This is a genomic window from Erysipelothrix sp. HDW6B, from assembly GCF_011301115.1.
Taxonomy (GTDB): domain Bacteria; phylum Bacillota_I; class Bacilli_A; order Erysipelotrichales; family Erysipelotrichaceae; genus Erysipelothrix; species Erysipelothrix anatis.
In genome coordinates, this window is sequence record NZ_CP049860.1 from 581,852 (window position 1) to 603,134 (window position 21,283).

The 21,283-nt window shown below is 39.8% G+C and carries 22 protein-coding genes; 17 read left to right on the forward strand and 5 right to left on the reverse strand.

Annotated features, from left to right (window positions below; translation table 11 throughout):
- The first annotated feature begins 44 nt into the window (after nucleotides 1–44).
- From G7061_RS02720 to G7061_RS02770, 11 genes are all read left to right on the forward strand, one after another.
- A complete protein-coding gene (locus G7061_RS02720; protein ID WP_159639566.1) occupies nucleotides 45–863 on the forward strand; it encodes a MerR family transcriptional regulator in 819 nt (272 codons plus the stop codon).
- A 76-nt stretch (nucleotides 864–939) separates the two neighbouring features.
- Nucleotides 940–1,968, forward strand: coding sequence for a PTS transporter subunit IIC (locus G7061_RS02725; protein ID WP_159639565.1), 1,029 nt, complete (start codon nucleotides 940–942; stop codon nucleotides 1,966–1,968).
- Nucleotides 1,969–1,980: 12 nt separating this feature from the next.
- Nucleotides 1,981–2,964, forward strand: a complete 984-nt coding sequence (locus G7061_RS02730) for a D-isomer specific 2-hydroxyacid dehydrogenase family protein (protein ID WP_159639564.1) — start codon at nucleotides 1,981–1,983, stop codon at nucleotides 2,962–2,964.
- A gap of 68 nt (nucleotides 2,965–3,032) precedes the next feature.
- On the forward strand, nucleotides 3,033–3,605 hold the full coding sequence (locus G7061_RS02735; protein ID WP_159639563.1) for an Imm64 family immunity protein: 573 nt from the start codon (nucleotides 3,033–3,035) through the stop codon (nucleotides 3,603–3,605).
- Nucleotides 3,606–3,709: 104 nt separating this feature from the next.
- Nucleotides 3,710–4,468: a hypothetical protein gene (locus G7061_RS02740; protein ID WP_159639562.1), complete on the forward strand. Its 759-nt coding sequence runs from the start codon at nucleotides 3,710–3,712 to the stop codon at nucleotides 4,466–4,468.
- 81 nt (nucleotides 4,469–4,549) lie between these two features.
- Nucleotides 4,550–5,413 carry an HAD family hydrolase gene (locus tag G7061_RS02745; protein ID WP_159639561.1) on the forward strand — a complete coding sequence of 288 codons (864 nt, stop codon included), beginning with the start codon at nucleotides 4,550–4,552 and terminating at the stop codon, nucleotides 5,411–5,413.
- Nucleotides 5,414–5,431: 18 nt separating this feature from the next.
- The gene (locus G7061_RS02750; RefSeq protein WP_166118696.1) at nucleotides 5,432–6,355 is read left to right on the forward strand and encodes a DUF3137 domain-containing protein; all 924 of its coding nucleotides are present in this window, start codon (nucleotides 5,432–5,434) and stop codon (nucleotides 6,353–6,355) included.
- Nucleotides 6,356–6,357: 2 nt separating this feature from the next.
- Nucleotides 6,358–6,885: a LemA family protein gene (locus tag G7061_RS02755; protein WP_166118699.1), complete on the forward strand. Its 528-nt coding sequence runs from the start codon at nucleotides 6,358–6,360 to the stop codon at nucleotides 6,883–6,885.
- A gap of 147 nt (nucleotides 6,886–7,032) precedes the next feature.
- Nucleotides 7,033–8,763 (forward strand): pyruvate oxidase, encoded by a 1,731-nt coding sequence (spxB, locus tag G7061_RS02760; protein WP_166118702.1) that lies wholly within the window; start codon nucleotides 7,033–7,035, stop codon nucleotides 8,761–8,763.
- Nucleotides 8,764–8,854: 91 nt separating this feature from the next.
- Complete coding sequence (locus tag G7061_RS02765; protein ID WP_166118705.1) at nucleotides 8,855–9,355, forward strand: aromatic acid exporter family protein; 501 nt, start codon at nucleotides 8,855–8,857, stop codon at nucleotides 9,353–9,355.
- Nucleotides 9,356–9,498: 143 nt separating this feature from the next.
- Nucleotides 9,499–10,332, forward strand: a complete 834-nt coding sequence (locus tag G7061_RS02770; protein WP_166118707.1) for an undecaprenyl-diphosphate phosphatase — start codon at nucleotides 9,499–9,501, stop codon at nucleotides 10,330–10,332.
- 24 nt (nucleotides 10,333–10,356) lie between these two features.
- On the opposite strand, the gene G7061_RS02775 is transcribed toward G7061_RS02770, so the two are convergent.
- Nucleotides 10,357–10,917, reverse strand: a complete 561-nt coding sequence (locus G7061_RS02775; RefSeq protein ID WP_166118710.1) for a CueP family metal-binding protein — start codon at nucleotides 10,915–10,917, stop codon at nucleotides 10,357–10,359.
- Nucleotides 10,918–11,120: 203 nt separating this feature from the next.
- On the opposite strand from G7061_RS02775, the gene G7061_RS02780 reads away from it, so the two are divergent.
- Entirely contained in the window at nucleotides 11,121–12,434 is a 1,314-nt protein-coding gene (locus G7061_RS02780; protein ID WP_159635754.1) for a uracil-xanthine permease family protein, read from the forward strand.
- Nucleotides 12,435–12,446: 12 nt separating this feature from the next.
- Here G7061_RS02780 and G7061_RS02785 read toward each other — a convergent pair whose 3' ends face one another.
- The gene (locus tag G7061_RS02785) at nucleotides 12,447–12,773 is read right to left on the reverse strand and encodes a hypothetical protein (protein WP_166118715.1); all 327 of its coding nucleotides are present in this window, start codon (nucleotides 12,771–12,773) and stop codon (nucleotides 12,447–12,449) included.
- A 132-nt stretch (nucleotides 12,774–12,905) separates the two neighbouring features.
- Between G7061_RS02785 and G7061_RS02790 the strand changes: the two genes are divergently transcribed.
- Genes G7061_RS02790 through hflX form a run of 3 tightly spaced genes read left to right on the forward strand, consistent with a single transcriptional unit; the run spans nucleotide 12,906 to nucleotide 16,321 of the window.
- Entirely contained in the window at nucleotides 12,906–13,595 is a 690-nt protein-coding gene (locus G7061_RS02790; RefSeq protein WP_159639553.1) for a response regulator transcription factor, read from the forward strand.
- The gene (locus G7061_RS02795) at nucleotides 13,585–15,063 is read left to right on the forward strand and encodes a HAMP domain-containing sensor histidine kinase (protein WP_166118719.1); all 1,479 of its coding nucleotides are present in this window, start codon (nucleotides 13,585–13,587) and stop codon (nucleotides 15,061–15,063) included. The genes G7061_RS02790 and G7061_RS02795 overlap by 11 nt, the downstream gene beginning before the upstream one ends.
- A complete protein-coding gene (gene hflX / locus G7061_RS02800) occupies nucleotides 15,053–16,321 on the forward strand; it encodes a GTPase HflX (protein ID WP_240914425.1) in 1,269 nt (422 codons plus the stop codon). Before G7061_RS02795 ends, hflX begins: the two co-directional genes overlap by 11 nt.
- A gap of 30 nt (nucleotides 16,322–16,351) precedes the next feature.
- Here hflX and G7061_RS02805 read toward each other — a convergent pair whose 3' ends face one another.
- Both G7061_RS02805 and G7061_RS02810 read right to left on the reverse strand, forming a co-directional pair.
- Nucleotides 16,352–17,137, reverse strand: coding sequence for a pseudouridine synthase (locus tag G7061_RS02805; protein WP_166118723.1), 786 nt, complete (start codon nucleotides 17,135–17,137; stop codon nucleotides 16,352–16,354).
- A gap of 1 nt (nucleotide 17,138) precedes the next feature.
- Entirely contained in the window at nucleotides 17,139–18,086 is a 948-nt protein-coding gene (locus G7061_RS02810; protein ID WP_166118727.1) for a TIGR01212 family radical SAM protein, read from the reverse strand.
- A 91-nt stretch (nucleotides 18,087–18,177) separates the two neighbouring features.
- Between G7061_RS02810 and G7061_RS02815 the strand changes: the two genes are divergently transcribed.
- Nucleotides 18,178–18,873 carry an MgtC/SapB family protein gene (locus G7061_RS02815; protein ID WP_159639549.1) on the forward strand — a complete coding sequence of 232 codons (696 nt, stop codon included), beginning with the start codon at nucleotides 18,178–18,180 and terminating at the stop codon, nucleotides 18,871–18,873.
- Nucleotides 18,874–18,882: 9 nt separating this feature from the next.
- Nucleotides 18,883–19,326, forward strand: coding sequence for a GNAT family N-acetyltransferase (locus G7061_RS02820; RefSeq protein WP_166118732.1), 444 nt, complete (start codon nucleotides 18,883–18,885; stop codon nucleotides 19,324–19,326).
- A 9-nt stretch (nucleotides 19,327–19,335) separates the two neighbouring features.
- Here the strand turns inward: G7061_RS02820 and G7061_RS02825 are convergent, their stop codons facing one another.
- Nucleotides 19,336–21,225: an alpha-glucosidase gene (locus G7061_RS02825; RefSeq protein WP_166118737.1), complete on the reverse strand. Its 1,890-nt coding sequence runs from the start codon at nucleotides 21,223–21,225 to the stop codon at nucleotides 19,336–19,338.
- Nucleotides 21,226–21,283 lie beyond the last annotated feature (58 nt).

Consider the following 21,283-nt stretch of genomic DNA (forward strand, 5'->3'; position numbering starts at 1 on the left):
ATGACCTGTTAAAATTAAGGTGTGAGTTCGATGAGGTATCAACTATGGAACGACTCTTTATGATTACCGAAGTTGCTCAACTTCACAGCATCAGTAAAAAAACATTGCTTTATTATGATCGTATCGGTTTGTTTGTCCCCAAACAAATTGATGAGGATACAGGATATCGCTACTATGTCCGCGAACAGTTTCCGTATCTAAAACAAATTATATACTTAAAAGATTTAGGATTTACGCTGGTAGAGATTGGTGAGCTCCTTGAAAATCGAAACATGACAATGCTGATCACAGAACTAGAACGACGATTACAAGAGGTTACGCTAGAAATGGATGCGTTGCGTCGTAAAAAGGATGACCTAAGGTACCTCCTTGATTTCTACAAACAGGCCGATTTAGTAGATGAAAGAGACTTGTACCGTCCCAATATTAAGTTTTTCAAAGACCGTGAGTTTGCGGTGGAGTATGCCAACCCCGAAGAAAAATCACTGGGAGTCATGCTTGCATACCGACGAATTTTGAAAACTTTGAATACTTTGAACAAATTTTCACAAATGCCATACGGTACCGTTTCAGTACAGGATGATGATAATAAATCCGAAACGTACGCTAAAATAGGAGCGTTTATTGAACTACCCGAAAGCATCGAGAATATTGATAAAATATACGCAAAGGGCGGTAAATATGCGTGTATGTACAAAAAAGGCGGTTACTTTGACGAAAAATCAGTTCAAATGCTATCCGATTGGTGTCTCGAAAACGGGTATCAACCGATCGGCAATTTCTATGATTTTAGCCTCATCGATTACACATTTGTGAATGCTGATGCAGAAATGATTCAAGAAATTCAAGTTCGAATTGTTTAAGAACGATTGTCCATGCCCTAAGGGAATGCCTTAACATTGTTTGTGAAGACAATAACAATTGTCGCCAGGAGGGCATATGGAAAAGGAAAGTTTTAAATCGTTTATCAATAAAGTATTGACAGGAATGAGCGTCGGTATCGTCGTTGCATTAATTCCTGGTGCGCTATTAGGGGAAGTAGCAAAAGCACTAAACTGGACTGAAGTTGTTAATATAACAACTATCGCAACACGCTTACTTGCAGTCATTATGGGACTCACGATTGCAATGCAATTCAAATTAACACCAATTCAATCAGCAACACTTGCGATTACAACGGCCATCGGATCAGGTGCCTTTGTATTCAAAGACGGCATGCTCGCATTAGTAGGAATCGGGGATGTCATTAACGCTGGAATTGTTGCAGGAATTGCAGTTTACGTCATGCAATTAATTGGAAGTCGTTTCAAGGCATACTCAATTCTCTTAATTCCAACAATCGTCACTGTTGGTGTTGGTGGACTTGGTTTAGTTATGTTGCCTTATGTAGCATCTGTTACAGGATTTGTAGGAGCAATGGTTAATAGCTTTACAAGCTTTACACCAATCGTTGCAGGAATTCTTATTTCAATTACATTCGCTGTTATGATCGTGTCACCACTCTCAACAGCAGGTGTTGCAATGGCAATTTCACTAACAGGTGTTGCCTCAGGCGCTGCAAACTTAGGAATTTGTGCTGCTGGATTTGGACTTGCTGTTGCAGGATTTAGTGTTAATGGATTTGGAACCAGCATTGCACACTTCTTAGGATCACCTAAAATGCAAATGGCAAACATGATTAAAAAACCAAAAATGATGTTACCTATTATTCTAAATGCGGCAGTTACCGGTGCCGTCGCAGGCTTATTGATGATTCAAGGTACACCTGCAAGTGCTGGATTTGGTATTAGTGGATTAATTGGACCAATTAATCACTTAAATATAGTTGGCTATGGTATAGATCAATTATTGATTGCAGTTGTTGCATTCGTTGTTGTACCAGTTGCCATGAGCTATGTATCAACCTATATTTTTGAAAAGAAACTAAAAATGGTTGAACCACAAGATTACTTTGTAGATTTCAAATAAGGAGATAAAAACATGAAAATTTTAGCATACGCAGTCCGTCCCGATGAGATCGCTGCATTTCACCAATTTGAGGCATCGATGGGACTCGAAATAACATATATTAATGAACAATTAGGCATGAGTAATGTCGCACAAAGTGAAGGCTTTGAAGCAGTCACATTTTTAGGAAACTGTGATGCAAGCCGCCCTGTGCTTGAAGCCTTAAAAGCAAACGGCGTTAAATTCTTAGCATCACGAAGTGCAGGCTTCAACAATGTCGATATGGAAGCACTCAAAGAACTTGGACTTCGCTTTTCAAATGCAACCTATTCACCATACTGTGTTGCGGACTTTACCGTAATGCTTATCTTGATGTCGATTCGTAATATGAAAACAATGATGCTACGTGGTGCTGCACATGACCATTCATTAGCAGGACTTCAAGGAAAAGAGATGCACAACTTGACATTTGGTGTTGTTGGAACAGGACGCATTGGTGCAGCAGTTGTTGAAAACTTAAGCGGATTCAATGGTCGAATTTTAGCATATGATGTTTATGAAAATGCATCAATTAAAGATAAAGTAAGCTATGTACCATTAGAAACATTACTTCAAGAAGCAGATGTTATTACACTTCATACACCATTACTTGATAGTACATACCACCTTATCAACAAAGAAACATTAGCGATGACAAAACCAGGTGTCGCAATTATTAACTGTGCACGTGCTGAACTCATTGATACGGATGCTTTAATTGAAAGTATTGAATCGGGTCATGTTGGTGCTTGTGGATTGGATGTCTTCCCTAATGAAATTGGAATAGTCCATACAGACTTACGAAATAAAACATATGCAAACCACCACCTTGCGATTCTTAACAGTCACAAGAATGTCATCGTAACTCCACATTCAGCATTCTATACAGATCAAGCGGTGTCTGATATGGTCGAAGTGGCACTTGCATCTTTAAAATCATTCAACACAACAAATGAAAGTCCAAACGAAATTCGTTAAACTCCAAGTATTTTAATTGGGGATAAACTTAAAGCGTGATATAATGCTTTGAGTAGAAATGAGGATTGATGATGGATACATTTATTGGATTAGGAATTGTAATTGAGAATGATGATAACCTCATGATTGAAGTGGAAAATACGTTGGACCTATTAAATGAGTATGCAGATAATATTATGCTAACCTACCCGCACGAGGGCAATACAGATGATTGGCGTACAGATTCTTTTGAAGGAAAACTGAATGAGATGATTGAAGGCTTATCGTACCGTACCGCTTATGCAGATATGGAACTAATTTTGGGAAATGAGGTCTATGAGGCACGGTTATCAATGTCTAACGAAGGTACCGTGACAGTCTTGAAATTTGAAATAAGCGATCGTGATGTGTTTCATGATCGAACATTTGAAGACTTAGAACGAGTAACGCAAATCTTTACAGAGTTTATCCGTACAATTGATCGCAATGTTCATCACAGTTATATTTTCTGTGACAACGAAGCTGACTTTTTGTACAAAAAAGAACGCCTAATCGAAGTTGGATACAATCCATATGCAATCATAAAAATGGGAGATCGAGATGTTGCTTATGCAGCATGGTATCTCGATGGCTTCACAGAACGCAATCAATCGATACATTAACCCTTGAGTTATCAAGGGTTTTTTTATGTCGTTAAGTGACATTTTTGTTCGCGTACGCCAACGCCAAGAAGCGTATACTAGTCATACAGGAGGTAATGCTCAATATGAAAAAAATAATGGCATTATTATTAGTCGGACTTGCACTTGCAGGATGCAGCGCAAAACCCGCAGACTTCAATAAAGTCGAAGTCTTCAACAAAGCTCTCGAAAATCATCGCTCCCACGAATTAATTGACGTAACAGCATCTACAGATTTTCAAATAAATCTTGGTGATGTTAAAGAAACCTTAACAGGATCCGCAACGTATGCAGGAAATAAAGATTTTGAAGGTGCCCAAGATTTACAATTCATTGCAACCTTTAAAATCGGTAAAAACGACATTAATATGGAATCAAAAATGTACGCCAAAGATGGTGTTGGATATATTGAAAACCCAATGTCAGAACCGGTGAAGTTTAAAATTAATGATGTTGCATCAAATAATGAGTTTAGCCAAATATCTAACTTAATGAACCTAACAGATTTAAATGAGTTTAAGTTCACTGAAGAGTCGCTTAATGGAATGATTGCAACTAAGACAGCGGATGGCTATACCTTTACAGTAACAGGTATGGAAACCGAAGTTGTGAAAGCGATGGAAGAAGCTATGAATGTTCCGGAAGCAGAAGCGGTTAAGATCAAAGATGTTAAATTTGATATGACAATTTCTGACACATTTGAATTTAAAACATTGGATGTTGCGGTGACCGTCGAGTCTGAAGGCGAAACAGTGACCACAAACGTCAAGGTTGTTTATAACGGTTATGATGACGCTGTCAAATTAGATTTCCCGGACTTCGGAAAATTTAAACCAGTAGCATAAAGTAGACTCGCGAAAGCGAGTCTTTTTCGAGAGTATCGAAAAATGTGAAAAAGTGATAAAATAAACCTAGAGAGGTGAACTATGAAACGAAAACCTGAAGATAGACCAGTTGTAGCCATTTGCTATGACTTTGATAAGACATTAACCCCTGATGATATGCAAGCCCAAGGCTTCATCCAGTCGATTGGGTATGATGTTAAGGACTTCTGGACCGAAGTCAATGAGATGGCCAAAACTTTTGAAATGGATACCAACTTGTCCTACATGTACAAAATGATGGAGGCTTCACGAGGAAAACATATCTTTAATCGTGAGAGTTTGCTTGATTATGGGTCGAAAATTGAATTGTTTCCGGGCGTAGAACAATGGTTTGATCGCATTGATCAATATGGTGATCTTATGGGTATCGACATTGAGCATTACATTATTTCTTCTGGATTAAAAGAAATGATTGAAGGTACAGTATTGGGCGAAAGAGGTGTGTTCAAACGTATCTATGCAAGTTCGTTTTTTTACGATGAGAATGGACTCGCAGTATGGCCAGCTCAAGCAATAAATTATACGAATAAAACACAGTTTTTATTTCGAATTGAAAAAGGCGTTCTGGATGTTAACGATGCTGAAGTAAACAGTTATTACAAACCAGGAGAGCATCGTATCCCATTTACGAATATGATTTATATTGGAGATAGCGATACGGATATTCCATGCATGCGTCTTGTTAATATGAATGGTGGTCACTCCGTCGGTGTCTATAATCCAATGACGAAAGATAAAGAAAAGGTCTTCCGAATGATTAACGAGCACCGTATTCGTTACTTTACAGCAGCGGATTACCGTGGGGGTCAAGAGTTAGACCTTTTGGTCAAAAGCATTATCAATAAAATAAGTATGGATGCGGTCCTCAATGTGTTGCATTATGAAGACCAAGAAGAAGCAAAATAACGAAGACGAGGTCCAACTATGAATATCGATGAGATCAACAAAAAGCTAAAACCGCTTCGAGATGAAGTTACTCGAACACTTTTTGTGACGGGTGGTTTGATGCTTGGTGTTACGATTTTTATACTTTTGGCATCAAACACACGGTCCAAAGATCCGTTTAGTCCGAGTTCATCATCATTTGCAATGTTTGCATTTATCATCTGGATGCTAATACTTCTAGCAATCACCAACTTTCTTGTACAACCCAAGATTCGGGCCTATAAAGAAAAAGCAAAAATTCTGGTCAATAAAACCTTATTTGAGACAGCCTTTACGAATGTTGATTATGTTCCAACACAAGGATTTGATCAGGATGCGATGCAACAGTTGGGAATTATGGAAACGGGCAATCGCTACAGTACCAATGACTTTGTGCGGGGTGAGTATAACGGCATTACGTTTGAGCGTGCCGATGTGTTGTCGGAAAATGTTACAAATAATGGAAAAACGTCAACGACGGAAACTTATTTCCATGGACAAGTTATTATGTTTGATTTTCATAAAGATACGACAGGTTATATTCGGATACGCGATGCTGGTTGGTTTAATAAATTTACAGATGGACCACGTACGGACGATTCTCGCAAAATAAAATTTGAAGATGATCGTTTCAACAAACAATGGGCAACGTTTACCAATAATGAACAAGAAGCGTATCGTGTGTTTACGCCCCATTTTATGGAAAAAATCAATGAGTTTCGTGCCCGTTTGGGCTATGAATTAAGTATGGTTGTAAAAGATGGCGTTGTTTATTTAGGAATTTATTCATCACACGATGTGATGGAACCGAGTGTGTATACTGATGTTGATGAAGGGTACGTTAAAGAAATTGCTCAAGAAATTGCGACCATTCAGTACATTATCGACACACTGACGGAAAACAAAGAATACTTTAGGGGGTAGTGATGGAAATTATAGGCTTAATCTTATTAATAATTGGTGCTTGGATGATCTATGTTTTTAATGCAATCGTTTCATCCTCAAACCAAGTATTAGAAGCATCTTCGGGTGTGGATGTTGCGTTATCCAAACGCTATAATTTAATTCCGAATCTTGTGGAAACGGTAAAAGGCTATGCTTCCCACGAACGTGCTATTTTTGAGCAGGTTGCTGCCTTAAGAACGATTCCTGTAACCAATCGTGCCGCATATGATCAAGATGTTGTTGCGGTCCAGTCGCAATTGCTAGCCCTTGCTGAAAGTTATCCTGAGCTTAAAGCGGACCAACAATTCCTTAATCTTCAACGTGGATTGACGGATGCGGAGGAGCATATTCAAGCGGCTCGCCGTTTATATAATCATAAAGTTGAAGCGCTCAATTCAACAATAGATACGTTTCCAGGTAATCTTGTTAATCTTCTTGCGAAGCGTGAACGTGCCGCATTCTTTGAAGCAGAATCACAAAGCCGAAATAATCCACACATAAACTGGTAAGACGCGATTGCGTCTTTTTTTGTTACCGAAAGGGGGAGTTCTTATACGAAAACATGACGTTTGTGCCTTATATGAAGGTGTTAAGGACATGTGTCATTTAAAAACACTATATTTTGATACCATACTTTTATCAGGAGGAACAAATTTATGAAAAAAATTCAAGCAGCAGAAGCAATGGTGCGGATATTAACAGAATGGGACGTTGATCACATTTACGGTATTCCCGGAAGTTCAACGAATTCATTAATGCGTGCCTTAAAAATTTACGAAGACAAATTACAATATATTCAAGTTCGACATGAAGAAGCGGGCGCCCTTGCCGCAAGTGTTGATGCGAAACTAACAGGGAAAATTGGTGTATGTTTTGGATCAGGTGGTCCAGGTCATACACACTTAATTAATGGTATGTACGATGCCAAATTTGATCGTGTTCCGATGTTAGTCATCACGGGTTCGACGCATACTCGTAATTTAGGAACGGATTATTTCCAAGAGATGGATCCCGTACCGCTCTATTCCGATGTGTCTGTCTTTAATCGATTTGTTACGGAGGCAGAACAATTGCCCTTTGTAATTGATAATGCGATTCGGACTGCATATCGCGAAAACGGTGTAGCCATCGTCCATGTTCCAGTCGATATAGGTTACACAGAAATTGACGATAACTATATTTCTAGTGCCAATGCATTTGAAAAAGCATATCCCCAACATCGTGCGGTTGATATTGATAAAGCAGTGCACTTAATTCAAGAAGCGAAGCGCCCTGTTATATTTGCAGGACGGGGAACGCATCACGCTCAAGATGAGTTACGTGAACTCTCTGAAAAATTTGCGATGCCCGTTGTCCTCACATTTTTAGGTAAAGGTGCAATGCCTGATGCGCATCCTAACATGATGGGACAATTAGGGCGATTGGGTTCAAAGTCATCCAATGAAGCGATTCAAGATACCGATTTAATTGTGATGGTAGGGGCAGAGTATCCATTTGGGCGTGAAATGTTCCCCCAAGATATCAAATCCATTCAAATCAATATTGATCCCAAAACAATTGGGAAACGATTACCTGCTACGGTAGGGATACTTGGAGATTCAAAGGCAGTGATGCGCGAGATTATTGAAAAAGGACAGGCAATAGCACCAACTCAATGGTTGAAAGCAAATCAAATTAACCGAAAGAATTGGTTAGACTGGATTCATCATTTTGAAAATGATCTATCGGTTCCGATGCGTCCAGAACCGATAATGAAAGCGTTGAATGAAACTGCGGATGATGATGCGATATTTATTGTTGATGTTGGGAATAATGTTATCTTGTCATCCCGTGAACTCATGTTTACAGGAAAACAAAAACTTACGACTTCAGGTATCTTTGCAACGATGGGGATAGGAACACCAGGCGGGATTGCAGCGCGTCTTAGTTATCCCGAACGTGAAGTTTACACCCTAAGTGGTGATGGTGCATTTGCAATGATGATGCAAGAATACATGACTCAGTTAAAATATAACTTGCCAATGGTAAATATTGTTATTTGTAATGAATCGTATGGCTTCATACAAGTTGCCCAAGAAATGGAAAACAACGATACCCTTGGTGTTGATTTAACACCAATGGATTATGCCAAATTTGCGGAAGCATGCGGTGGTGTGGGTTATCATGTCGAAACATACGATGAACTTATGGATGCACTCACGAAGTCGAAAGGTACTCAAGTTCCGGTGATAATTGACGTAAAGGTTGCAAATGTACGTCACCTTCCGGCTCATGCTATTGTTCTGGATGAGTCTTTGTATTCGAAAGAAGAAGTGGCGACATTTAAAGAAAAATATGAAGTTTTTGGGATGCCAGTGTTACGTGAAATACTAAAAGATTTGAATTAAAAAAGGAAAGCAGGGAAACCTGCTTTTTTTTGTCCAAATGGCACTAAGTCAAAAAAAGGTTGTGGTATACTAGTATTAACGAGGTGCATCTATGAAAAAGTATATTCCCGGACTCCGGATTGTGAAAACAACCATTGCAGTTTTTATTTGTTTAATCATTGCTTATATGGTTGGTTATGATACGCCCTTTTATGCAGCGATTGCGGCTGTATTGATAATGAAAACAACACCAGAGCATTCCGTTACGCATGGAATAAACCGTGTGAAAGGAACTGTTTTTGGAGGGACTTTGGGTGGTGTTTTCCTGGTAACAACATTTTACTTTGGCATACGTCCCAATACAATGCCGTATATTTTACTTGTAACATTGGTGCTTTTTGTAGACATGACAATGGCGAAAGTGTTGAATTTTAGCGAATATGCAACCTCAATGTCAGCGATTTTGGTGCTTTCAGTCCTCATGTCACACAACCAAAGTCTTGATGGCATGTTGATTTACATGGTATCGCGTGTTGTGGAAACGGTGATTGGAATTATTGTTTCCTTAATTGTTAATAGCCAGATTCAGCCTAAGCAAGTGATACACAAATAAAACTCAGAATATTCACATTACAATAAAAACATGACGCTGATAGGGCGTCATGTTTTAAGTTTCCACGAAATTTCAAGTGAAGCAAGGAACTGATTCTAAATATATGGTAAAATAACGAAGTATGGAAATTACCAGGAGGCAATATGGAATATATTATCGAAATTTTAAAAGCCATCTTCTTGGGAATTGTGGAAGGTGTTACTGAATGGTTGCCAATCAGTAGTACAGGTCATATGATTCTCGTTGATGAATTTTTAAAATTAAACGTATCACCTGAGTTTATGAGTTTATTCTTGGTGGTAATTCAGTTGGGGGCAGTATTGGCCGTTGTATTAATCTACTGGCATAAGCTGAATCCGTTTAAATCTAAAAATGGAAAACTACACGTTGAACCAGAAATTATGTCAATGTGGATGAAAATTGTCTTTGCATGTTTACCTGCAGCAATTATTGGAATTTTGTTTGATGATGTGTTTGAAGCACTCTTCTACAATCCCGTAACGGTTGCTATCATGCTCATTCTGTTCGGAATTTTCTTCATTGTGGTGGAAAATCGCAATGAAGGTCGTAAACCTAAAGTTACGAAGATCTCACAGATTACGTACCAAACAGCAATGATTATTGGACTTTTCCAATTAATCGCAGCCGTCTTCCCAGGAACATCACGTTCAGGGGCAACGATCGTTGGGGCATTGCTCATTGGCGTGTCACGTGTTGTCGCAGCGGAGTTTACTTTCTTTATGTCAATTCCTGTCATGTTTGGTGCAAGTTTACTCAAGATTGTAAAAATAGGATTCAACTTTACATTAATGGAGTATATTATCCTCTTTACAGGTATGGCAACAGCTTTTATCGTCTCAGTGATTGTCATTAAACTTTTACTTGGATATATCAAAAAGAACGATTTCAAAGTCTTTGGATACTACCGCATTGTCTTGGGACTCATCGTACTCGCGTATTTCCTATTAATCAAATAAAAAAGCTCCTGACGGAGTCTTTTTTTATACTAACTTAAGTGTAGTGAGGCATGTGCCGTCTGTATCTTGTGTTGTGAATGTGGTTGTAGCACTTTGGTCAAAGTAAGTAACTGTGATGGTTGCCTCAATATCACGAGGTAACCAAATACCTGCAAAACCGTTTGCCGCTGTTTCCACCGTATCATCGAAAAGTACCGTGCCATTATCTTGGGTTACTAGAACTTCGAATTCACGTTTGGGTAGTTCACCTTGGCAACCTGTTGGAACATGATTAAAGCAGGGATGTGTTTGCTCCATATAGGGTGCAAACGAGAGATAGAAGTCTTCGTTATCAAGATCAATATTGATACTATCTTTATCATTCTGGAGGCTTAAAGTTGAAGGGGAAATTTGTGCTTGTAAATCAGCTGGTTTATTGGGGTTGGATTCTAGGTAATTCACTAATGATTGAGTATCCATAGACTCCAGTTGATAGTTCGCTAAGAATTCAGCTTGAGTTGGTTTGTTTGAGCCCCATAAGAACCACGCACCGACAAATACAAAAGTAAATGTTGTGATTGCAATAAGTGTTTTTTTATATTTCATATCTAATTCCTCGTTTCAATTTAGTTAAGTGTATGGTATACTGACCATAGTATAGGTCCTTTAAGTCAAGACAGAGAGCTTGATAAGGTACGCAAATCTTCGCTTACAATCTTTTTGTGAGGCTGGCTACCGATAACTTAAAGGCACTCTAGGGTGTCTTTTTATATGGAACCGTACACTACAAAGGAAAGAGGAAGATTTTTATGGAGAAGCAGTCATTGTTAATTGGAATCTCGGAGAAACCAAAAACAAAACTCGAGTGGTTTGTATTAAGTGTTCAACACGTCTTTGCAATGTTTGGAGCGACAATTTTAGTCCCAATTCTAACGGGATTAGATGTCGGGGTGTCGCTTGTTGCAAGTGGGATAGGAACCTTAATCTACATTGTTTGTACAGGAGCTAAAGTTCCAGTTTATTTAGGAAGTAGCTTTGCATACATTTCAAGTATCGCAACTGCAATCGCCGTAACCGGTGGTCCAGAAAGCGCGTATGTAGGCTTAATGACCGTCGGTCTTATTTATGTGTTAATTGCATTTATCATTTCATTTACAGGTTCAGCATGGATTCGTAAATTATTGCCACCAGTAGTTATTGGTCCAATGATCATGATTATTGGATTGTCACTTGCACCAACCGCAGTTCAAGAAACAGGACTTATGGGTATCGATATCTTGCTTGAACAAGGGAAATATGTTGGTGTTGCAGGTGCGGCGTGGAAAGTGCCGTTAGTGGCTTTCATCACCTTCGCAACAGTTGTGGTAATCTCGATGCGTGGAAAAGGCTTCTTGCAAATTGTCCCATTCTTAATCGCTATTGTTGTTGGATACATTTCAGCCGTGGTCTTAGGTTTGGTCGATCTATCACAGGTCTTTACTGGATATTCGTTCTTCCAAATTCCAAACTTTAAATTTGTGGGTTCGTATCAACTCGATTTCTCATCAGTCGTTGCCTTTGCGCCACTTGCACTCGTAACGATTGCGGAACACATTGGTGATCACATCGTGTTAGGGGAAATCGTTGATGAAGATTTCCTTGAAACACCAGGTCTCAGTAAAACAATTCTGGGTGATGGTATCGCAACATTTGTATCCGCTGCAATAGGTGGACCGGCAAATACAACTTACGGTGAAAACACAGGTGTTATTGCGATGACACGTGTCGGTTCGGTTTGGGTTATCGGTCTAGCGGCTATCATTGCGATTTGTCTGGGCTTCCTTGGTTATGTACAAGCATTTATCTCAAGTATTCCTTGGGCAGTAATTGGTGGTATGACAATCATTCTTTATGGATTGATTGCATCCAATGGCGTCAAAGTACTCATCAAAGATCGAACTGATCTCGGAAATATGAAAAACTTAGTGATTGTCTCAACCATGCTGGTAATTGGCTTGGGTGGTGCAACTTTAAAAATAACACCGCAGACAACTTTAAGTGGTATGAGCTTAGCGGCCATTTGTGGTATCGTATTAAACCTTGTGCTCAGCGCACTTGAATCGAAAAAAGAAATCTTGGATTAACCAAGATTTTTTTTATTGATTCCAACCGCGATGTGTCCCATTCGAGTTACGTCCGTTACCATGGCATCGTTCACCACGGGATTCTCGCCACTGTTGTGCTTCTTCGGGTGTTCTCATGGAATCATCGTTTCCATTGCGGTGCATACCGCGATGTCCATCATGATTCATAGGATGATCCTCATTATGGTGTCCCCATGATCCATCACGAACGTCTTGGGTTGGTGTCGTTGAATCTGGGGTTGTTGTCGAATCGGCAGCAAAAATAGCGTTCATGGACAATGCACTACCAATAAAGAGTGCCCCCACTCCAGCAATAACTTTCAGTTTTGAATGTTTCATGTGCTTCATTCCTCCTTACACCACCATCCTAACAAGTAATTATGACGAAACCATGACAAATATGACGAAAATAAGGCTAAAAGTCACAGAGTTCGAAATACAATATGATACGATAGTCACAAGGTGATAAACATGAAAAAAATATTGATTGCGGATGATTCCGATAAAATTAGACACATACTCAATGAATATCTCGTCAAAGAAGGTTATGAAGTGATTCAAGCTCGTGATGGGAATGAGGCTCTTGATGCCTTTGCCCAGAACAGTTTTGTGATGATTTTACTTGATGTGATGATGCCTTTTAAAGATGGATTTGAAGTATGCAAAACGATTCGTGAAACATCCAATGTTCCCATCATCATGATTACCGCTCGCGGGGATGACTATGATCGTATCATGGGCTTGGATATGGGGGCAGATGACTATGTTGTGAAGCCTTTTGTACCAGCTGAAGTTATGGCTCGCATCCGAGCAATTTTACGCCGTATTGGACCAAGCAATACGCACAACCGAATTACCTACGATACCTTGCGCGTAAACTTGGATGATTTTGAGGTGACTGTTTCGAACCAGCCGGTGTCACTAACCAAAAAAGAAATTGAGATTTTGTGGACCATGATGCAGCATCCGAATCAAGTTTTTTCGCGTGATCAATTGTTAGATAGTGTGTGGGGAATTGATTATTATGGCGATTTCCGCACAGTGGATGCCCATATTAAACGACTTCGTGCCAAACTTTCCCCGTATGAATCAGAAACATGGTCAATTGCGACGGTTTGGGGTGTTGGCTACAAATTTGAGGTTAACCACCATGCGCTATAAAATGACACAAAAATTAGTGGGATATTTTGCAATTACGTTACTTGTCTTTGCAATTATTATTGGGGTGACCTTCTCCATGATGTTTCGACAATCAACCCTTGATCAATCCCGTACAGACTTGGAGTTTCGCGCAAAGACAATTGCGAATTCGGTATCGCCCTACCTTGAAAATTCCAGTTCAAATAACAAACATGGCTCAATGATGCGAAACCGTGACCTAAGCACTTATTTGGAATCGCTTGAAGCATCGACGGTTGGTGAAGTCTGGGTCGTTGATAAGGAAATGAAATCAATCAGTAGGGGTCAAGGGCACAATAATGCCACAACCCAACTTTCGGATTTACCTGAAGATAGTGAACGTATGATTAAACAAGCTTTATCTGGATTTACCGTTTATAGTGATGGCTTTAGTGAAATGCTAAATTCGGAGTCAGTGACTGTCGGTGTTCCAGTACAAAATGGTGATGGTCAAATTGTAGGTGCAGTGCTTGTTCACTCTCCAATAGCTGGTATTGATGCGGTTATTCAACATGGGTATCATGTTTTAAGCATTAACATTGCGGTTGCATTGGTACTGTCGGTTGTCGTTGCTTACTTTCTATCCATTCGGTTTGTGAAACCATTGAAACGGATGAGTGAAACATCAAAAGCATTAGCCATGGAAGACTACACTGTGCAAACCGATGTGCATCAACATGATGAGATTGGCGAACTTGCGGCATCCATTGATACATTAGCCGTACGTTTAAACGAAGCATCACAAGCCCGAGACCGTCTCGACCACATGCGCCACGAATTTTTTGCAGACATATCCCATGAATTAAAAACGCCCGTCACGATTTTACGAGGGTCCCTCGAAGCGATGCGTGATGGTCAAGTGGAAACCCCTGAAAAACGCGAAGAGTATGAAGAAAACATGCTTCAAGAAGTGATACACTTACAAAAATTGATTAATGATTTGCTCGATTTTTCAAAGCTGAATACGACCGACTTTGTATTAGAGAAAGACGTTGTAAATCTGCATGATATTGTGGGTGATGCAATACGATCACTGCGTCCTGTTGCAATACAAAAAGCGATAGAAATACGCTATGAAAAAGAAACAGTACCATTTGCCATTTATGGTGATTATGCACGATTACGGCAGATGATCACCATAATTCTTGATAATGCCATAAAGTTTTCAGATCCGCATGCGACCGTTATCCTTCAACAGAAAGGGGATTCGTTAAGTATCACGGATACTGGTAAAGGTATTGCTTCGGAAGAGATTCCGCATATTTTTAATCGTTTCTATAAAGATCAAGGAACACAGAATGAGCTAGGTAATGGAATTGGCCTTGCAATCGCACAACAGATTGCGAAACGTCATATGATTGATATAATAGTGGAAAGTGTTCCACACCAGGAAACCACATTTACATTTGTGTTGACACACAATAGACAGGACATTGATTATGGAAACTAAAGAAAGAAAAGAACGGGCAATCCTTGTAGGGATTGACTTTGCGAAATCGGATTATCGCATTGAAGCATCGATGCAAGAACTTGCTAATCTTGTTGATGCTGCGGGTGCAGAGGTCATGGCCATGACAACACAAGCACGTGAACGTCGCGACAGTGCCACATATATTGGAAGTGGTAAAGTTGCGGAAGTAGCGGCATTAGTGGAAGCGTATGAAGCCGACATGGTTGTTTTTAATGGTGAACTCTCGGGATCGCAGACACGTAATCTCGAAGCATTGATTGGCGTTAAAATTGTCGACCGTACTAATCTCATTCTCGATATTTTTGCTGGCCGTGCCAATACGAAGGAAGGCATGCTACAAGTCCAATTGGCACAATTAAAGTATCGTTTACCACGTCTTGTTGGCTACAGTGATTATTTATCACGACAAGGTGGAGGAATTGGAACACGAGGACCTGGAGAACAAAAATTAGAAACTGACAAACGCCATATTCAACGCAATATTACCCACATTCAAAACGAACTAGAGAAGGTTGTAGGACATCGCGAAACAACACGAAAACAACGACTAAAATCAAGTCTTCCAATTATTGCTTTAGTTGGGTATACCAACGCGGGTAAATCAACAATCATGAATGGCATACTCACTCACAGTGGAGAGACTAAAACAGTTGAAGCCAAAGACATGCTCTTCGCTACTTTGGATACGACGCTGCGACGTGCACGCTTAAACAACAACCAATCCATTGTTCTAACAGATACGGTTGGATTTGTCTCCAACTTACCCCATGCGTTAGTCGCAGCCTTTAAGAGTACACTTGAAGAAATTCGTTTTGCGGATGTCATTCTCCACGTCGTAGATGCATCCAATCCAGATTTAGATATTCAGATGGATACCACTGAAGCAATCATGCGCGACTTGGAAGTTCTCAACAAGCCCATAATCACTGTTTATAATAAGGTGGATCTTGCTACCGAGGTAGATTATCCTGTAGGGTACACGATGTCAAATCGTGTATATATGAGTGCTCATAATCCTGAAGATATCGATTTGTTGATTGACTTGATTGAAGATGCACTTGCAGACAAGTTCAAGAAAGCATCAGTATTTTTGAAATTTGAAGACCTGGGTATCTTAGATTACTTTGCATCCACATATGATATTGGAGACATTGAGTATGATGAGAAGGGTGCTCATTTCAAAGTGGTACTGACCCAAGAGGACTATGAACGCTTCGCACAATACATCGTTAAATAAAAAGAACACCGCGTAAGCGGTGTTTTGACTTTATTGGGAAATGCGGTGGTTCATTTCGATGAGTTCAGACTCAGTAAGATAACGCCATTCTCCTGGTTTTAAGTTATCCAAAGAAACGTGCATAATCCGAACGCGTTTTAGAGATGTAACACGATATCCGAGGGCTTTTGTCATACGACGGATCTGGCGGTTTAAACCTTGTTTCAGAATAATTTTAAAAGTTTTGGGACCAATGCGTTCAACGTCACAAGCTTGAGTTATTTCATGGGTATGTGCTGCCTGATTATAAATTTCGACGCCCGATTGCATTTGATTGATAAATTCTTGATCGAAAGTCTTATGAACAGACACTATATATTCTTTATCGTGTCCGTACTCTTCTCGTAAAATTTTATTCACAATGTCACCATCGTTTGTCATCAAAATTAAACCATACGAATCTTTGTCAAGACGACCAATTGGGAAGATGGTTGATTCATAGTTCATGAAATCAACTATGTTGCTTGGGTCTTTGGAGTCTGTTGTACTGGTTATTCCAACGGGTTTGTTGAGTGCAATGTAGACAAGATCATCCGCTTTTTTTATTGTTTCACCACGAACACTCACTGTATCCTGAGGAAAAACTTGTGATCCTACTTCAGCAACCTGTCCATTAATCATGACAAGACCGTCTTGAATTAAGCGGTCGGCACCTCTTCGTGATGCATACCCAGATTCGCTAACAAATTTATTGAGACGAAGCGAGGCACTGGTTTCGTGACGAATAATACCTTGTTTTTGTTTGAGGGTGGTATCCTTTTGTACTGCGTGTTTCATGTTAATGCTCCTTATAATATTTACCTTGCCACGTATTCCGAGCAAGCATGAGTTTATCGATTTCATTCAATACGATTGTTTTTCGTCGCGTCCATTCTGGTGCTAATAAGTCAGATCCAATGCCGTCACCAGTTAGGCGGGCAATGACCATCGTCTCAGGAAGGCGCTCGAGTTGTTGAACGACTAAATCAACATAGGTTTCCATCGACATAATTTCAAAAGGATTCTTTGTATACTGATAACCAAGCTTGGTGTCTTTGATAATATGAAGCATATGAATTTTTAGCATATCTGGATTTAACTGGGCAACATAGTCGCAGGTTTCGAGCATCATATCTGTTGTTTCAACTGGAAAACCATTGATTATGTGGATACAGGTCCGAATCCCTGCAGCTTTCAATTTGGTAATGCATGATGCCACGGAGTCTAAGTCATGGCCACGATTCATCCATACACCCGTTGTTGGATGCATACTTTGCAAACCAATCTCAATTGTGAGATCTTTACGTTTCGCTTTGGAGGCAAAATAAGCAATTTTGTCATCGTCGAGACAGTCTGATCGTGTGGCGATATCAATACCAACAAAACGATCATCCTCAAAAAAAGGATCATACAATGTTTTTAAAGCATCAAGGCTGTCGTGGGTATTGGAGTATGCTTGGAAATAAGCGATTCGCTTCGCATTGGGCCATTTACGAAGCATGATTGCTTCGGAGTGATCGATTTGTGCTTCAAGATCTGGATCTTTGAGAATCATATCGCCAGAACCCCGAGCAGAACAAAAATTACATCCGCCACTGCCACATGTTCCATCTCGATTAGGACATGTAAAGCCCGCGTCGATACTAACTTTAAATGCTTTGGAGCCGTAAGTTTTCTGGGTGAAATAATTATAAGTATAGTAACGCTTGTTGTCGTTTGAATATTTGAATGGATTAAGAGTTTTCATGTATGTATTTTATCACGTATATTGTAAACTACAAAGGGTCAATATTTGGTATAATAAGAGTACACTCGAAATATCTTGGAGGGAGATTACTATGGCAGTAGAACAAGTCTTATTACGACTTGCAATGGTTACATTATTTTCAGGTATTATCGGTTATGAGCGTGAGGTAAATAATGCACATGCCGGCTTGAAAACACATATGATTGTTGGTGTTGGAGCAACAATCGTAGCTTTAATTCAACAAGAAATTGCAGCAACAGCACTTGCTGAAGCACTTGCCTATCCAGAATTAACTGGAGTTTTACGATCGGACCCTGCTCGTCTTATTGCACAGGTCGTAAGTGGTATTGGTTTTCTAGGAGCAGGAACCATCATCGTCACTAAACGCAATATTTCGGGATTAACGACCGCAGCATCAATTTGGTCGGTCGCCTGTTTAGGGCTTGCTGTGGGGATGGGGTATTATGAAATTGCTGTATTGGGCTTTGGTTTCCTCTTCTTAATTTTATTTGTAACACGTCGCTTTCAAAACCTTTCGTTTTCAGAACGCGTGCATGTCAAATATATTGGTGGACAAGAAACATTAGACGATATAGAGCGTGTTTTTGAATCGATGGATGTTCAATTCCAACAAGTCAATTATCGTGTTGATATGTTTGGTAATGAACGTGTTTATACAAGTATTTTTGAAGTGCAAGGTAGCCGCCGTTTTTCATTCAGTGAATTCGTAAGTACGATGGCCCTCAAGAGTACGGTTATTAGTGTTCATGCAACAAATTTAGAATAGAGGAATAAAATGACAATTCGTATTGCAGAAAATAAAGATGCACCCCGTATACATGAACTGTTGATTCAAATTGTGAATCATCATCATGATCTATACCCTGAACGCTTTCCCAAAGACACACCGAAATATTCAGTCACGGAAGTACAAGGTTTGATCCAAAATCCACAGATGACCGTATGGGTCTACGAACATAATGAACACGTAGAAGGATATTTGATTGGTTGGATGGATGGTGACGTTTTCTTTGTCGATGATATTTGTGTCAATGAAGCAGCACGTGGTTTAAAGATTGGACATCAACTTATGACCCATCTCGAAACTCAAACAGAAACGGCACCGTTTACTGAAGTTCGCTTAAATGTCTGGACGAAAAATACAGCAGCAATTAACTTTTATGAGAAAGAGGGCTATGAGTCTCTTAAATACGTACTAACAAAAAAAATTGAGCGCTAAGCTCAATTTTTATTTTACTTGAAATATGTTGATTTCATAAGGTTGCATTACATCGAGGTGATGAACATAATTTGATAGAAGCGGACTGTAGTTTCCGGTTCTTTGATGTCGTGGAATCGTAGTTTCCGATAAATTCATTTGAACAAAATATCGACGTCCTTCATAGACTCTGAAATATGCGAAATAATTTTTTGTTGCTTCGTACACAAATTCAACATCACCATAAATAAATGCTGGGTGGTTTTTTCGTAACGCAATTAAAGTTTTGTAGAAATGATAAATCGAATGCGGGTCACGCATCGCATCATCAACGTTGATGTGAGCATTGCGATGGTCATTATGAATCCACGGCTCACCCGTACTGAAGCTACCATCTATGGTCCACGCTACAGGAACTCGCGCGTGATCTCGTGAACCTGCAACGATATGACTGAAAGCCTCATAGGTCGCCATGCCCTCTTGAACGAGTTCATGGTATTTCTGAATGGACTCCACGTCTCTGAAATCTTCAAGAGAGCGGAATTGTTGGTTAACCATTCCGATTTCTTGCCCTTGGAAGATGAACGGAGTACCTTTAAGAGTTAACAATAAAGTCGCAATCAATTTTCCTAAAGCTTCGCGGAAAATAGGGTTTTTATTCACCTTAGAAATCATCCGCGGATTATCATGGTTTTCGAAGAAGAGTGCCATCCAGTAATGATTTCCATAGTGTTTCATATAGTCCATAATGTAGGCTTTGTAGTAATTGAGGTCGTACTTATATTTATCAAAACGAACATGTCCCGGTGTTTCGAGATGGTCAAAGTTGAATACCATATCCAATGCTTGGCGGTAGTCGCCGCTCAAAAGCTTAGCCATTTCCATTCCAATACCAGGCGTTTCTCCAACCGAAAATGATTGATAAGGTGCGAAGGCATCTCGGTTGAGTTGGTTCAAGTAGCGATAAAGATCGGGACCAAAGAAATAGTGCTCAATGCCAGTGAAGCCCATCATGTCACCAATAATTTCACTTCCGTCTGGGAGGCCGTCTCGTTTAGAAATATAATTTATTACGTCCAAGCGGAAGCCATCGATACCTTTATCCAACCACCATTTGACCATTTCGGTGATTTCTTGACGCATTGCGCCATTAGTCCAATTCAAATCCATTTGCTTCTTAGAAAAAAGGTGGAGCGCCCAGACATCCTGTTCGGGGTAGTAATTCCACGCAGGCCCACTAAAGAAGGAAGTCCAATTATTCGGTGGGGTACCATCACGATTTGGTCTGATAAAATAATAATCACGTTTTGGGGAGTTGGGATCACGAAGGGCTTCTTGGAACCAAGCATGTTCGTCCGATGTATGATTCACAACCAGATCCATAATGATACGCATACCACGTTCATGAACCCCCTCTAACAAGGCATCGAAGTCTGCCATTGTACCAAAATCTTGCATGATTTTATGATAATCGCGAATATCATAGCCATTATCATCATTTGGCGAATCATAAATTGGTGAGAGCCAAAGGGCATCAACACCAAGTGCTTTTAGATAATCCAGTTTTTCGATAATTCCCTGTAAGTCACCGATACCATCACCATTACTATCTTTAAACGAGCGCGGGTAAATTTGGTAGAAAACGGCCTCTTTCCACCATTTCGCTTCAGCATCCACGGCATCATTACGTGGCAATTCTGTCTCAGTGTTCAAGAGCTGCAGTGCGTTGTCAAAAAATGCTTGATCCAAGCGGTCTTTCGCTAAGCGTTGGATAGATCCGAGTGTGAGTTTACCAATCACTGGATTTTCAATGAGTTTACGAGAAATACCCAATTGGAGTAAGACCTTGTATACAATATCTTTTCCAATTGGATGGTCTAAAATATCGTGGATTGTTGATTGCATTGTGAATGTTTCCATAAGACACCGTCCTTTATAAAATTATAGCATAAGTGTCATGATAACGCGGTGAATCAAA

Bases quoted from the DNA above. Each gene is read 5' to 3' on its own strand.
- G7061_RS02720 (WP_159639566.1), top strand. From the start codon at position 45: ATGGAACGACTCTTTATGATTACCGAAGTTGCTCAACTTCACAGCATC.
- G7061_RS02725 (WP_159639565.1), top strand. From the start codon at position 940: ATGGAAAAGGAAAGTTTTAAATCGTTTATCAATAAAGTATTGACAGGA.
- G7061_RS02730 (WP_159639564.1), top strand. From the start codon at position 1,981: ATGAAAATTTTAGCATACGCAGTCCGTCCCGATGAGATCGCTGCATTT.
- G7061_RS02735 (WP_159639563.1), top strand. From the start codon at position 3,033: ATGATGGATACATTTATTGGATTAGGAATTGTAATTGAGAATGATGAT.
- G7061_RS02740 (WP_159639562.1), top strand. From the start codon at position 3,710: ATGAAAAAAATAATGGCATTATTATTAGTCGGACTTGCACTTGCAGGA.
- G7061_RS02745 (WP_159639561.1), top strand. From the start codon at position 4,550: ATGAAACGAAAACCTGAAGATAGACCAGTTGTAGCCATTTGCTATGAC.
- G7061_RS02750 (WP_166118696.1), top strand. From the start codon at position 5,432: ATGAATATCGATGAGATCAACAAAAAGCTAAAACCGCTTCGAGATGAA.
- G7061_RS02755 (WP_166118699.1), top strand. From the start codon at position 6,358: ATGGAAATTATAGGCTTAATCTTATTAATAATTGGTGCTTGGATGATC.
- spxB (WP_166118702.1), top strand. From the start codon at position 7,033: ATGAAAAAAATTCAAGCAGCAGAAGCAATGGTGCGGATATTAACAGAA.
- G7061_RS02765 (WP_166118705.1), top strand. From the start codon at position 8,855: ATGAAAAAGTATATTCCCGGACTCCGGATTGTGAAAACAACCATTGCA.
- G7061_RS02770 (WP_166118707.1), top strand. From the start codon at position 9,499: ATGGAATATATTATCGAAATTTTAAAAGCCATCTTCTTGGGAATTGTG.
- G7061_RS02775 (WP_166118710.1), bottom strand. From the start codon at position 10,917: ATGAAATATAAAAAAACACTTATTGCAATCACAACATTTACTTTTGTA.
- G7061_RS02780 (WP_159635754.1), top strand. From the start codon at position 11,121: ATGGAGAAGCAGTCATTGTTAATTGGAATCTCGGAGAAACCAAAAACA.
- G7061_RS02785 (WP_166118715.1), bottom strand. From the start codon at position 12,773: ATGAAACATTCAAAACTGAAAGTTATTGCTGGAGTGGGGGCACTCTTT.
- G7061_RS02790 (WP_159639553.1), top strand. From the start codon at position 12,906: ATGAAAAAAATATTGATTGCGGATGATTCCGATAAAATTAGACACATA.
- G7061_RS02795 (WP_166118719.1), top strand. From the start codon at position 13,585: ATGCGCTATAAAATGACACAAAAATTAGTGGGATATTTTGCAATTACG.
- hflX (WP_240914425.1), top strand. From the start codon at position 15,053: ATGGAAACTAAAGAAAGAAAAGAACGGGCAATCCTTGTAGGGATTGAC.
- G7061_RS02805 (WP_166118723.1), bottom strand. From the start codon at position 17,137: ATGAAACACGCAGTACAAAAGGATACCACCCTCAAACAAAAACAAGGT.
- G7061_RS02810 (WP_166118727.1), bottom strand. From the start codon at position 18,086: ATGAAAACTCTTAATCCATTCAAATATTCAAACGACAACAAGCGTTAC.
- G7061_RS02815 (WP_159639549.1), top strand. From the start codon at position 18,178: ATGGCAGTAGAACAAGTCTTATTACGACTTGCAATGGTTACATTATTT.
- G7061_RS02820 (WP_166118732.1), top strand. From the start codon at position 18,883: ATGACAATTCGTATTGCAGAAAATAAAGATGCACCCCGTATACATGAA.
- G7061_RS02825 (WP_166118737.1), bottom strand. From the start codon at position 21,225: ATGGAAACATTCACAATGCAATCAACAATCCACGATATTTTAGACCAT.